Genomic DNA, 13,009 nt, shown 5'->3' with positions numbered 1-13,009 from the left:
CAGAAAAATATAAGGAGTAAAATAAATGAATCCAAGAATTCTAATAGTTGAAGATGATCAAAACTTAGGGCCTTCAATTCAAAAATACTTACAAGGTGAGGGAATGAATACAACTCTCGTTCAAGATTTGGATGCGGCCAATAAGGTAAATAGGGATAATTTTGATTTAGTTATTTTAGATTGGATGCTTCCTGATGGACAAGGAATAGATTTTTTGCGTGAAACTAGAAAATCAAACACGATTTTACCCTTTATTCTACTCACGGCCAGAACAGAACTTGTAGATAAGATTTTAGGCCTTGAAACAGGAGCCAATGACTATATGACTAAGCCTTTTGAACCTAGAGAGTTGGCCGCAAGAATTAGAGTTCAATTGCGAGAAGCTCAGCTAAAGCACACATTATCAACTCAAGAACAAGCTCCCAAGGAACAAATTGATCTGGGACCTGTAAGGATTGATCTTAGTACAAGAGAAGTTTTTCATGAAGATAAGTTAGTCGAAATGACAAAAATGGAATTTGATCTCTTGAGACTATTTGTTGATACTCCTAATCGTGTATTTTCACGTGAAGAAATTCTTAATAAGGTCTGGGGCTACGATAATTATCCAACAACGCGAACAGTTGACACACATATTTTACAATTACGACAAAAGTTACCGGCCCTAAATTTTGAAACTGTCAGGGGAATTGGCTACAGATTGAAATTTGATTAGTTTTTTTACAAGGATTTTACATTTGGCCAACATATTTATTTTACTTTCTGACAATATGATAACTGTGATTTTGCATAGGAGTAAATATGAAATTCTTCACAAATATTGTTCTCTTAATTTTTCTAGCAGTTTTCGTGGTTTCTTGTCAGACAAATCAGAGTTTTAAAAAACAACTTAAAGAAACATTGGCCGAAGATCCAACTTTAGTAAGTGAACTTATTAAAGAACACCCAGAACAGTTCATTGAGGCCTTTCAAAGTGCTGCAATGAAAATGCAACAAGTTCAAAGAGATACTCAAAAAGAAAATCTTTTGAAATCAATAGAATATTACGCAAAAAATCCTCTTAAACCAAATATTCGCAAAAATGAGGCCATTCGGGGAAATATTAATGCACCTATCACAATAGTAAAATATTCAGATTTTCAGTGTGGTTATTGTGCTAAAAGTTACCATACTATTAAGGCCATCTTGGAGAAATATCCTCAAAAAGTTAGATTCGTTTACAAACATCTTCCTCTTGAGTTTCATGAGTTGGCCATGCCTGCGGCAAAATATTTTGAAGCTTTAAGAATGCAAAGTGATGAGCTAGCTTTTAAATTTCATGATAAACTTTTTGAAGAAATGAGATCAGCCGAAAAGGGACAAAAATATTTTAATAAAATTGCCAAAGAATTAGGAGCTGATCTGAATAAATTGAATAAAGATTTAAGCTCAAAACAATTATTGATACGTATAAATGAGGACATTGAAGAGGCAAAAAAATTTGAAATTCAAGGAACTCCTGGATTTATTGTCAATGGTATACCTTTAAAAGGTGCTTACCCTCAAGAAATATTTGAACAGATTATTCAAAAATTTATTTAAATTGACTTTCGTTTTTTCAATGGCAGACTATTAAACATTATATATTCCTTTAACAATAGGAAATTGCATGTTGAAATATCTATTATTCTTGGTCTTTATCTCTGGGATTTTGGGAGCAGCAGATTTCAAAACAAAACTCTATCAGTATAAAAACCTTTATTTTTCAGGACAGATTACAGATGATGAAATCTCTCTTTTGAAATCAAAAGGCATATCCACCGTTATTAATATAAGACAAAAAAATGAACATGATGAAGCTTCTGAAAAGAAACTTGTAACGAAGCAAGGACTAGAATATTTCAATATACCTTTTAATATTAAAAATTTCAGTCAAGAAACTATCGATACAATAACTAATCAAGTCGTTGATAGTCGTAAAAAAGGTGGTGTACTTATTCACTGTGCTTCGGGAGGAAGAGTAGGTATATGGCTTGGGGCCCATTTTTATAAGGATCATAAATTATCTAAAGAAGAGGCCCTAAAAAAGGCTGAAGAAAATGGTCTGAGTGGTTCATATCCAACTAAAGTGCTTAAAGAATTTTTAAAAATGGACTAGATTCTCATCTTTTTCTCTTAAGCATTGTACAATCCCACATTGAGGAGGCGCTTCTGTACGCTGGTCCATCAGTATAAGCAAATATGATAAATGAAGGAACTTTTTCTTTGCTAAAAAGAATACTCTGGGTCTTTTTTGATTCATAGAGATAATCACCCGGATAGATGTTTTCTTTTTTTATTAGATTGTATCTCTCATTATCGTATATCACCTCAAGATCTCCGTTTTCTTCAATGTAAACAATTTCTAATTCACAAGGCTTACCATTTAAATACCTTAGAAATGGTGACATTTTCTGACCAACATACACTCCCATCTTGAAAGGATAAGTACTTGAAAAGACTGAAAATGAAAGAGTGAGTCCAAGGATTGCAGTTATCGTTTTCAAAATCTAAACTCCTTATTGCACCGATTGATGATCTATTACCATCAATAATTGGCACTCTCAAACAAATTTAATCTATAAGAGGAGATATCTAACTTGTTGAAAAGACAATTTTATGAGGAGCTTTCAACTACTTATAAACCGGGGAAATAAAAATGGGCTTAAAATAGAGCAAATAAGGCCAATATTCGTAAAGGCCATAAGGGGTTCGTCCGATAGGGGAAAGTGATGAGAAGAGCGAAGTCCAAAAATACAATTTTCCTTTTTTTCCAGATAAGTCTATTTCTTATTACATCTAATTCATGTGTGGATAGTGCAAGACAGGGAAATGGGAAGAAAAAAGCATCTGAAATCTTAGGTACAGTAGATGAGAGTAAAAATGTAGGAGACGGTTCAAATAATTCTTCAGGTGGAAATTCATCCGGCCCTACAAATGATGGTGGACTTTCGAGTTCAGATACAGGTCTTGGTAGTGTTCAATATGAAATGTCTAGTTTAGTTGATCCCTATGATGGAACCTATGTCAGTAAGTTAACAATTCCTAAAAATTATCGTGGTACTCTGGCAATCACTGGTATAAATCTAGGCTCACTTGTAGAAGAACTTGTGAGTGTGCGTTTTAACTTTGGTAGAGACAGATCTCCTGTAACTGTTGAAGCAACTGTTTCAAAGGGCTCTCTTCCAGGACTGACAAATTCTACAAGTACTGATGTGTTAATACTAGATCTTAATGAACAGCCGTTTGAGAATATTAGATTAATATATGATCTCTATGATTACAATAACTATGACTCCGATAGTGATGGTGTTGAAGATCTACCTGCTACTAATGACCCTAGGGATAATAAACTCTATTGTCGAGGGCTAAAACTTGTAGATGATCCAACTTTTACAAGTTTGAGTTCTACAAGTTGCAGTAGTACCGGAGATAAATGTCTTTATGCCTATGCAAAAGTAAAAGATTCTGGCCTATATGATAATGGTGTGGCCCTAACAGTTTCTGATCCTCAAATGGCCCTTAGTGCTGGTACTGGATATGCCCCAAGCGATGCTGAAAAATTGAGAAAGTGTTTACCTGACAATGTAGACATTAATAATCTGATATCTATTATTGTTCCTGATGATTCAATATCTTCTCTTTCTATCAACGGGCAGTCCATAAAGATTGGTGGTAACAACTATCTTTATAAAGGCCCCTATAGAACTTTAAACACCGATATCTGGGAAATCTCTGGAGACGCTCTTTATTCAGAAGTGTCTGTTGGAGTTCGTCCAACTGGTTTATTTCAAATATCTGCAGGAGACACAAGTGGCTTTAATGGTATCCATTCATTTCTCTTCCCACGAAGTGGTAAATTGAATTTAGATGCAAATATTAGTTACTTTGGAAGAAGCGAACCACATTTTTTAGGTGCTGGCGGGACAGATTATCCTTCCTCTCTTAAAACTCTTCCAATAGCTGGAGAAAGTGAGTACATGGATGGATGTAATCTAAGAATGCGCTATTATGATCAAAATACTAATGAAGGGATTCAAAGCTGTAATGTAAGTGCAACGATTGAGATAATAAAAATTGACCCGAGTACAAAACAAGAAACAATTCTCAGTACATCGAAACAACTTAAACTACAATTGATCACCTCTAGCGATGATAACGATGGTGAAGATGTTTTAAATTCTGCAACTCAGTATTGTTCAAGCGATGCAACATGTTCACCTGGTGACTGCTGTTTTAATGGAAGATGTTGGGACAAATCTCTTGTTGCTCAGTGTATGGGCGATTCACCTGCTCAAGGAAACCTTTCAATCGGAGAATCTTGTTCTTCTGATTTTCAATGTTCCTCTCTATGTTGTCATGAAAGTACTGGAAGATGTGAGGCACATAGAACCAATATAGATAATCCTGAATATTGTAATAAATCTCCTTCCATGACATGCATTGCAAAAGAGTTTTGCAGAAAACAAACTATTTCTGAATGTAAAGTATACAAGACAGGGACAAATAACGATGGATCGATTCAATGTAATTTGCTTTGTTTCAACAAGCAAATACATGGAGATTGTATTAATGGACTATGCGTACCTCCTGTGGCGCCTGATCCTGAGATTTTTGATGTGAGTAATCCAGACTGTACAAATGCACAATCATTACCCAATTAGTTAGTCTTGAAGAGTCTGTTCATCTCAACTAAAATGGTAACGATATTGGACTAAGGAAAAATTATGCAACAGCTTTATTTGCCAAGCTTAACTAAGACAAATAAATTTATCATCATTACCATTGTGGGAGTATTTCTACTTAGTGCTTTGTTTAATACTGCAGGCCTAGGTCTCGTTAAACTTTTAGCACTCTCCGCAGATGGAGTATCCCATGGTTTAATCTTTCAACTTTTTACATTTCCTTTCGTAAGTAATGGCCTTCTGGAAGTTATTTTTAATTGTTTGCTCATCTGGTTAATTGGTTGCCAACTGGAGTCTCTGTGGGGCCCAAAGAGGTATATAAAATTTCTTATGACTACAGCTTTAGGGCAAGGTGCTATCTATTTGGTAATCTCTTTGTTATTTGGTAGTCCAGTTCTGAAAACCTCTGCCATAATGGGAACAGCAGGTATAACTAATGGCCTTCTATTAGCGTACGCCATTTTATATCCTAACCAAATATTTAGCTTTATGCTCGTTATACCAGTTAAGGCCAAGTATTTCTGTATGATCATTATTGGTATACAGCTCTATATGGGGTTTTTTAGTTCCGCTGCTGCGCAATCTTTTGGACAATTAGCGGCAATGGGTAGTGCCTTTCTTTTTCTTTATTTTGCGGCCCAGGCCTCACTCAAGGCAAAAATATTAGAGGCAAAAAATACTTTTAAGAAAAAAACTAGAACAAAACCTAATCATTTGACACTATTAGACGGTGGGGAAGACAAAAATAGACCTGACAAATCCGATCCCAAATACTGGCAATAAGTTGAAATACTCCCCATGTCTAAAGTCAGTGGCCTTACGGCCAATCTTGGTAAAAAAAATTGCCTTTTTTGGCCACTAGTGCTAAAAATGCTCAGTTTTAATTCAATAAAGAGGATGGCCCATGAAACTTTCACAAGCACTGGAAGAGAAAATACTTGATGTTAGACTTAGAGATCGCTTACTTTCTGAGGGGACTCTTTCTCAGGCAGAATTACAAAAGTATATTGAAAGCATGCCAGACGACTCTCGCAACGTGTATAAAGATAGACGGGATGAGGAATAATTTTTCTTATTGTACCACAAATTTTGTAAAGAAAATCTCTTTGACTGCTGGGCGTTTGAAATAGTCATCAATTGCAGTTTTGATTTTATCTTCAAATATAAGCTTTCCTGAAATCGAGTTGAGATCTTCTGGAGACATATCTCCGGCCAGTCTTATGATCATATCTTGTATATAAGGTCGGTTGGTGTTATCTCCAAACAACTCAACATCATTTTTTTCAAATGGTACAATATTTACAGTTAAATTTAAAAACCTTAGTCTCTTCGTTTCACCACGCAAATTTATAATCATGTCTTCAATTGCTAAACCTTGAATGATTTCATGGGTAGCAAGTTCTTTTTCAAATTTTCTTCTTTCTATTTCTTCGATAGGCGATGGCCTTGAGAAGATCATATTTGTGTAGACATGAACACCCGCAGCGGCCACTGTGGCCAGCAGAGCAAGTATCAATATAATTTTATCTAAAACATTATTTCCCGTCACAGAAACATTATAGCACGAGAAAGTTTTACAAACCAGGCCAGAAAAGAATTATTATTTTGAAAATTAATTGACATAATTGCACGGTTAAAGAGAGTTTCAAATCCATGAAACTTCAGGCCTTGATTACATGTTTCATTTTTTCTCATGCGCTGCTCGCTTTTTACGGAGAGAATGATTCTAAAATAATCCCATTCACAGAAATTCACTCTAAAGAACTTGCTGTGGCATCCCTTATTTCTAGATCTAAACTAGTTGAAAATGAACAATACTTCACATCTAAAAAATATCTACCTTCTCTAAAAGATCGTTTCCAGGTTTGTGAAAGTGAAACGAGTATTTTTCCGTACTTAAATTACACTAGTCTGTCAGATTGCAGTGGTGTACTTGTAGATCATAATAAGTTAATTACCGTCTCCCATTGTTTAGAAAAAAAATTAGCTTCAGTCTGTGATCCACAAAACCCATCCCACTTCTGGATATTTGATTATATTTCTTATGGAGAAGAATATTTTTCAAAATATTTATTTCTCAAGGAAAATGTATTTACTTGCAACAAAATTATTAAAAGATTTGGGCATATAGTACTTCTTGAAGTAACTCCAATGATAGGCAAAAACTACAAAAAATTTTTAAGAACTTCTCACATATTAACTGATAAAGTTTATTCAATTGGTCATTCATTTGGGTTGGCAAAAATGTCTACAGGGAAAGTCAAAGTTGAAAGGGAATTAATTGAAGAGGGCAGTCGTGCTTATGGTGTTTACATGAATGTTTCCATAGGAGCTTCAGGCTCACCAGTTTTTAATGAAGATGATGAGATTATTGGACTAATTTGGAGAGGGAAAAACGATTTTGGGCCACTCAAATATTATCCAGGAGAAGGGATTTGTCGTAAATTTAATACATGCAATGAAGCTGGTCAGAATTGTAGCTATGGGAGCGAATTTGAACTGTCAATCGAGAGAGTTTTATCTCTAGATAAATTTCATGATCAATTCTTGGCCACCCATTTTGATGACTAGTGCACTTGCAATAGTTGAAAGAAATAAAAAGACATAAAAACCAATCCCTCTAATAGCAATCCACCACCAGTTACTCATTTTAAAAGCAGCAATTGCAGTAACTATTGCATGAAGATATAAAAATACTCCCAAGGTACAGGTAGAAATTTTTAGCTGGACAATGTACATGGGATTTCCAAAATTATTTTCAAAAAGTGGCATTGCTTTGATGATTTGGTCTTTATATTTCATCATAAGTTCATAAAGTAAGGGTTTTCCCATTAGGAATGAAGTTATTAAAACTGTCGCTAATATAAAACTCATAATGACTGGTTGCATTTTTATAAAAATCGGAGATTTCTTTTTGAATGAAATCCAGGCAAAAATGAAGACTGTTAGAAGAGTAAATATGGTTACACTATCTATTTCTCCAAACACAATATACGTGTAAATGGCCTCGGCCACAGCAAAAGCAATAGCAACAAAAAGTCCTGCTTTTAGACCTAAAAACGAGTCTACGATGACAAAAAATAGAAGTGGCAGGATTCCCATGAGTAAAACGGAGTAATTCATAAAGCCCTTAAAACGCTCAGGTAGCAAATATTGTTGGCATTCTACTCTTGTGGGCAAAAACCTGCAAGACACGGCGTAAAATATAGGTCCTTGAAATCACATAGTTTTCATCAGCATAGTGTTATCTTTTTATTTTTTGATATATAGGCCTGGTATAATAATAAAAGACTTAATATGTCGGACATGTGACCGATAAGTCGTTTAGGGTAAACAGGGGAAGTGAGGATTAGGGTGAGAACTGTTTGGTTAGTGTTATTTTTATCATTATTTACGGGTTGTCTTAAAAATGATGGGACACTTCAAGATGTAGAAAAATGTTCAGAAGGTTATAAAGAAGATCCTGCTTTAGGAGTCTGTGTTGCTTTAGTGCAAAACAGTTCAAATCATTTTCCATTTATTTCGACAGCATTACCAACAGATAGTATCATTCGAAGGGATGTAACCGACGCGAATTCAATTATATATCAAATATCAGTACTCGATCAGAGTGACGTTGGATTTAGAGTAGTTTGGAAGCTTGATAATATTATTCAAGGTGCCCCAACTAATAATGTATATTTTCCTTATGTTACTACTCCATCTGTAGTGGGTATTGGAAATCATAAAATACAAGTTCTTCTTTATGATCTTGAGGGTGTTAACCTTTTCTATACCTATGAATGGACTTTAATTGTTGATTACCCTAGAAATTATGATCCTGTCTCTACAGTATCTCCACTTACTTCTCAGCAAATTTTGGTGATTGATGAGAAGGTTCCAACTGCAAATAATTGTGGACTTAACAATAATGAAAATTGTTGGAGTCATAGGCCAGCAGTTCAGATTTCAAATAGAAATGGTATAGATGGAATAAGTGGTGTAGAGGTGATATATTCACAAGGCGGATCAGTCATTGGACGTAAGAACTTTTTGGAAGTTTCAGGATCTGCTCCGTATAGTATCAGTCTTACAGATATTTATGCTGGATACAATATAAATATTTCAGACAGTATAACGACTTCCACTACAAGTAAAATCAAAGCTGAACTGATAGATGTCTACTCAGGCCTCAAGCTTAAAGAATACGAGTGGGATATTATTGTAAGAGCAAAAAACACGGCCCCAATAATAAGTCGCGTAGGATCGGCAACTATTGAGATGATTGAGGGGACCCCTTCTCCAATTGCAGTTCATTTTTTTGACAACGATACTCCTTCACAAAATTTGGTAAGTAATGGTCAAACTACAAATTACGCTAGTTTCGAATTACTTGTAGATAGAAATAGTGATGGCATTTATACTAGTGCAGATCAATCCACTGATCCAGAATATATTTTTAATGGATGTACAGTTAACCTTTCTGATCAAATGAGCTGTAGTTTAACGATACTTTCTTATAGTGTTGGAGGTGGACCTCAAGATTTATCAACACCAAAAAAATATAGGCTAGTGGCCGTAATGAGAGATGATCCAGTTAATGGCTCAGGAGGTTCTGGTCTACCCTCAAACCAGCTATATTGGGATATAAATTTATCAGAGTCTCAACTAGCGCCTTCTATTGGTAGTTTTTCGTCGGCCAACCTAACATCTCCTGTTACAGTTACACAGATTAAAAAGGCCGGAGTTGTGATTGATCCTTCTGTGTTAGGCACAGGAAATTGTACTTCTAATTCTACCTATGTTCGAGAGGGAGATGTATTAACATTTGAGATTGCCGTGAATGAACCCGATCGAGATGCATACAATATTGATATTTCATGGGACAACGGAGATGGGATTGGTTTTGCTAGAAACGATGCAGATCGTTTTAAAGCTACCTATAATCAGGCAGGAAACAAAGATCTCACGACGATTACCGTCGTACCTGTTGAAATACTTGAAAAAATGGTTATGGGAACACCTGGTAGTGATGAAGGAAATGGTTTTGTCGATTTTAGAAAAGATATAACTTTCAGAATTTCTGTTACTGATTCTCCTACTACACAAACTCCCTTAAATTCTACAATGGATATTGTTATTAAAGGGGTTTGTGACAAAAATGTCCCTCCAGTTCAAAATAATAGTGGGGCCGACAAACCATCTTTTGCAAATAGACAAATTGTTCCTGTTGGTTTTCCAATTGAGATTTACCCTGGAGAGTTTACTGATAATTCAGTCGAATTGGCAGATCGTATTATAAAATATAACTGGTTTTACTCATACTATGACAATTTAAAATGTCATAATAGTTCAGGAGAATCAGGTTATGTTTGGTCAAGTGTTTATGCACTTTTCACAATGAAGGATTTAACGTTTATTCCTCACAAAACTTTACTTGTAAAAAATGATCCAGCTTACAAAGCTAAAATGTGCTTTAGGCTTGTCGTAGGTGATTCAGGAGTTGGAAATAAAAATCCAGCATCATGGGATCCTTTGGCCTCCTCAACACATTCTGATTCAACTCTTTCGAAATATGTCTACTATTTCACAGGTGGTGATGATATTACGGAAGGGGGCTCACAAAATGCGAATGTTTCTAACAGTTCCTATTATGTTGAAGTTATGCCAAACGAATATGTCGTAAATGACAGTAATTTATCTCTAGGTTTTACAAGTATTAGTGATGCAGAAAATGATATCAACCAAAGAGGAATGGGACAGGTTGCAACGTGGTTTGATAAAAATTCAAATACTGTCTTTACCGCTTATGTTTATAGAGTAGATGGAACAAATGAATATGCAATTAAGCTTTTTAAAACTCAGTTTGGGGAAAAAGCTCATGTGAAACCTCAAAAAATTGGTAATTATTTTCTCGCAAAAAATGATAATCAAAGTGAACCTATTTCTGATTTATCAATGACCGGAAACAGCAATGTTATCTTGCTCTCCTATATCTACAAAGACAAAGAGTTTATTGTCGGTAGTGAAATTAACAGGTTAATGGTTAGAGCAATAGATATAAATTCCGGACAAACTGAAATCACTGTAAGCAATGGAATTGCGAATCGGGCAGGAGATATAGCAATATTAAGTCCAGGTATTTGGAGTGTTCCTTATATTAATTCTGATGCTTCAAATAATATTAAACTCATGAAGGGAAGTGCAGCAGTTACATCTAATGGGCGGGAGAATAACGGAGAAATTGCACCTTTAACAGGAACTTGTGGCACCATCGAGGCCTCAACTATTGCTAGTACTGCAGATCTTTCTGATCATTACGTTGTTACAAATGATGTAAATGGTACTTCCGTGAATATTTATAAAATAGATGACACTGGAGCATGTTTACAGAATAATAACGACATATTAACAAGTTCATCTGTTCATCGAAAGATCGATATAGCAGTTGGAACAGGGGATAATGCAAAGGTTTTTGTATTAGCAGAAAAAGTTTCCACTCCAACAAATAAAATCTCGCTGGTGGTATTTGAAGATCCAAGTAATATTGAGGCCAATATTCGATCACACGATCCACTACCAGAAGGATCAATAAATCCAATTTTGGAATTCAATAATCCTGGAACAATGAGAATTAACGCTGGAACCATTGAAGGAGAGGCCCTCATCACTCTTACAAATGGGAATAATCTTTATATGATTAAAGTTCCTGAAGATCCTAGTGAACTTGATCGAATAAAACACCTGACGCCATTTTTAAACAATATAAAGGATAATGCTTATACGGGCGGTGGTACTAGTCCAGCACGACCATTTAAAACCTTTGATTTAACCCTTATTCAAAAAGACTTTAAACAGGGTTGTAGAAAATGTGGAGAGGCCATCCCTACCCAAAGTCCAATTGAAAGAGATGTGATTTTCTTGAGTTACTTGCACAAGGACTCACAAATTGAAGTATTGGTACAAATGATTAATACCGAAAATGAAACATCCTATTTGCCTAATGAGGTAGATGGCCTTGGAAATATGTCTCAAAAATGGAGAACACCATATTTCTACAAGGCACCTTAAAGGTTAAACTTCCATGTTTAATTAGACTCAGTCCATAACAAATCTTAAGAAGACTGTAAGATTTTTTATTTTTAAAACGTAGAATAAGGTAAGTCTAAATCATCAGCTATTTGCTTATAGACCAGCTTCCCCTTAAAAATATTAATCCCTTTTTTGAAGGCCTCATCAGATTGGGCCGCTTCTTCGACACCCATCTGAGCAATCATGCGAGCATATTTTAATGTGACATTAGTTAATGCATATGTTGAAGTTTGAGCAACAGCTCCGGGCATATTAGCAACACAATAGTGCGTTACTCCATCAACCAAAAATGTAGGAGCTTCATGGGTTGTTGGTCTACAAGTCTCAATACATCCACCCTGATCAACAGCAATATCTACTACAACTGAGCCGTTTTCCATTTTCGAAATCATCTGCCTTGTAACAAGTTTTGGTGCTTTTGCTCCAGGAACAAGAACGGCCCCAATAACAAGGTCAGAATTAATCACACTTTGTTCGATATTCTCTGGATTTGAGTATAGAGTTGTAATTCTTGAATCAAAAATATCATCAAGTTCAGCAAGCCTTTTTACACTTAAATCTATGGCCGTTACTGAGGCGCCTAGGCCCATGGCCATCTTAATTGCGTTTGTTCCAGCAACCCCGCAACCAATTACTGTAACATTTCCTCTTCTTACTCCTGGAACTCCACCGAGTAAGAGGCCTTTTCCACCTTTGTCTAATTGTAAATGGGATGCACCAACTTGAGTGGCCATTCTGCCAGCAACTTCAGACATTGGAAGCAAAAGTGGTAATGAGTTATCCTTTAATTGAATCGTCTCATAGGCAATGCAAGTTGCACCAGAGTTTAATAAACCAACAGTAAGTTCTTTATCGGCGGCCAGATGTAAATACGTATAAAGTATGTGATGTGGCCTAAGCATAGAGATCTCAATTGGCTGAGGCTCTTTTACTTTAATAATCATTTCCGCTGTTTTAAAAATATCGCTAGCTGTCTCTAAGATCTTAGCTCCGGCGTTTTTGAAATCATCATCACTAATATTAATTCCTAGACCTGCCCCTTTTTCAATAAAAACTTCATGTCCATCATGAACTAATTGTTTAACTCCACCTGGAACGAGACCCACTCTATTTTCGTTGTTCTTGATTTCCTTTGGGACACCAATTTTCATTATAACCTCTCTTAAATTTGAACTGCCCTCAAATATAATCTATCTCGCTGAAGAAAAAAAAGATTCATCGTGTCAAAACAATGA

12 protein-coding genes are annotated in these 13,009 nt (G+C 35.5%); 8 read left to right on the top strand and 4 right to left on the bottom strand.

All coding sequences use genetic code 11. The features are described from left to right. The first annotated feature begins 25 nt into the window (after positions 1 to 25). From H6622_05875 to H6622_05865, 3 genes are all read left to right on the top strand, one after another. Positions 26 to 715: a response regulator transcription factor gene (locus H6622_05875; GenBank protein ID MCB9061030.1), complete on the top strand. Its 690-nt coding sequence runs from the start codon at positions 26 to 28 to the stop codon at positions 713 to 715. An 86-nt stretch (positions 716 to 801) separates the two neighbouring features. After that, entirely contained in the window at positions 802 to 1,581 is a 780-nt protein-coding gene (locus tag H6622_05870) for a thioredoxin domain-containing protein (GenBank protein MCB9061029.1), read from the top strand. A 67-nt stretch (positions 1,582 to 1,648) separates the two neighbouring features. Then, entirely contained in the window at positions 1,649 to 2,137 is a 489-nt protein-coding gene (locus H6622_05865) for a dual specificity protein phosphatase family protein (protein ID MCB9061028.1), read from the top strand. Positions 2,138 to 2,141: 4 nt separating this feature from the next. On the opposite strand, the gene H6622_05860 is transcribed toward H6622_05865, so the two are convergent. Further along, positions 2,142 to 2,525 (bottom strand): hypothetical protein, encoded by a 384-nt coding sequence (locus tag H6622_05860; protein MCB9061027.1) that lies wholly within the window; start codon positions 2,523 to 2,525, stop codon positions 2,142 to 2,144. Positions 2,526 to 2,750: 225 nt separating this feature from the next. Here H6622_05860 and H6622_05855 point away from each other — a divergent pair, with 225 nt between their 5' ends. The 3 genes from H6622_05855 (at position 2,751) to H6622_05845 (ending at position 5,769) form a co-directional block, all read left to right on the top strand. Continuing rightward, positions 2,751 to 4,682 (top strand): hypothetical protein, encoded by a 1,932-nt coding sequence (locus tag H6622_05855; GenBank protein MCB9061026.1) that lies wholly within the window; start codon positions 2,751 to 2,753, stop codon positions 4,680 to 4,682. A gap of 63 nt (positions 4,683 to 4,745) precedes the next feature. Then, positions 4,746 to 5,486, top strand: a complete 741-nt coding sequence (locus H6622_05850; protein MCB9061025.1) for a rhomboid family intramembrane serine protease — start codon at positions 4,746 to 4,748, stop codon at positions 5,484 to 5,486. A gap of 121 nt (positions 5,487 to 5,607) precedes the next feature. After that, on the top strand, positions 5,608 to 5,769 hold the full coding sequence (locus H6622_05845; GenBank protein MCB9061024.1) for a hypothetical protein: 162 nt from the start codon (positions 5,608 to 5,610) through the stop codon (positions 5,767 to 5,769). A 6-nt stretch (positions 5,770 to 5,775) separates the two neighbouring features. Here the strand turns inward: H6622_05845 and H6622_05840 are convergent, their stop codons facing one another. Beyond that, entirely contained in the window at positions 5,776 to 6,252 is a 477-nt protein-coding gene (locus H6622_05840) for a flagellar basal body-associated FliL family protein (GenBank protein ID MCB9061023.1), read from the bottom strand. Positions 6,253 to 6,356: 104 nt separating this feature from the next. On the opposite strand from H6622_05840, the gene H6622_05835 reads away from it, so the two are divergent. Next, positions 6,357 to 7,274 (top strand): trypsin-like peptidase domain-containing protein, encoded by a 918-nt coding sequence (locus tag H6622_05835; GenBank protein MCB9061022.1) that lies wholly within the window; start codon positions 6,357 to 6,359, stop codon positions 7,272 to 7,274. On the opposite strand, the gene H6622_05830 is transcribed toward H6622_05835, so the two are convergent. Then, positions 7,227 to 7,826 (bottom strand): septation protein IspZ, encoded by a 600-nt coding sequence (locus tag H6622_05830; protein MCB9061021.1) that lies wholly within the window; start codon positions 7,824 to 7,826, stop codon positions 7,227 to 7,229. The genes H6622_05835 and H6622_05830 overlap by 48 nt on opposite strands. 231 nt (positions 7,827 to 8,057) lie before the next feature. On the opposite strand from H6622_05830, the gene H6622_05825 reads away from it, so the two are divergent. Beyond that, on the top strand, positions 8,058 to 11,753 hold the full coding sequence (locus H6622_05825; GenBank protein ID MCB9061020.1) for a hypothetical protein: 3,696 nt from the start codon (positions 8,058 to 8,060) through the stop codon (positions 11,751 to 11,753). Between the two features lie 71 nt (positions 11,754 to 11,824). Here H6622_05825 and ald read toward each other — a convergent pair whose 3' ends face one another. Further along, positions 11,825 to 12,925: an alanine dehydrogenase gene (gene ald, locus H6622_05820; GenBank protein ID MCB9061019.1), complete on the bottom strand. Its 1,101-nt coding sequence runs from the start codon at positions 12,923 to 12,925 to the stop codon at positions 11,825 to 11,827. Between the last annotated feature and the right edge of the window lie 84 nt (positions 12,926 to 13,009).

It is taken from the genome of Halobacteriovoraceae bacterium (assembly GCA_020635115.1).
Classification (GTDB): domain Bacteria; phylum Bdellovibrionota; class Bacteriovoracia; order Bacteriovoracales; family Bacteriovoracaceae; genus JACKAK01.
The sequence above is the reverse complement of the archived record's forward strand: the minus strand, read 5'-3'. Positions and strand labels throughout refer to the sequence as shown.

Excerpts from the sequence above, each read along its gene's own strand:
- H6622_05875 (MCB9061030.1), top strand. The coding sequence starts at position 26 with ATGAATCCAAGAATTCTAATAGTTGAAGATGATCAAAACTTAGGGCCT.
- H6622_05870 (MCB9061029.1), top strand. The coding sequence starts at position 802 with ATGAAATTCTTCACAAATATTGTTCTCTTAATTTTTCTAGCAGTTTTC.
- H6622_05865 (MCB9061028.1), top strand. The coding sequence starts at position 1,649 with ATGTTGAAATATCTATTATTCTTGGTCTTTATCTCTGGGATTTTGGGA.
- H6622_05855 (MCB9061026.1), top strand. The coding sequence starts at position 2,751 with ATGAGAAGAGCGAAGTCCAAAAATACAATTTTCCTTTTTTTCCAGATA.
- H6622_05850 (MCB9061025.1), top strand. The coding sequence starts at position 4,746 with ATGCAACAGCTTTATTTGCCAAGCTTAACTAAGACAAATAAATTTATC.
- H6622_05845 (MCB9061024.1), top strand. The coding sequence starts at position 5,608 with ATGAAACTTTCACAAGCACTGGAAGAGAAAATACTTGATGTTAGACTT.
- H6622_05835 (MCB9061022.1), top strand. The coding sequence starts at position 6,357 with ATGAAACTTCAGGCCTTGATTACATGTTTCATTTTTTCTCATGCGCTG.
- H6622_05830 (MCB9061021.1), bottom strand. The coding sequence starts at position 7,826 with ATGAATTACTCCGTTTTACTCATGGGAATCCTGCCACTTCTATTTTTT.
- ald (MCB9061019.1), bottom strand. The coding sequence starts at position 12,925 with ATGAAAATTGGTGTCCCAAAGGAAATCAAGAACAACGAAAATAGAGTG.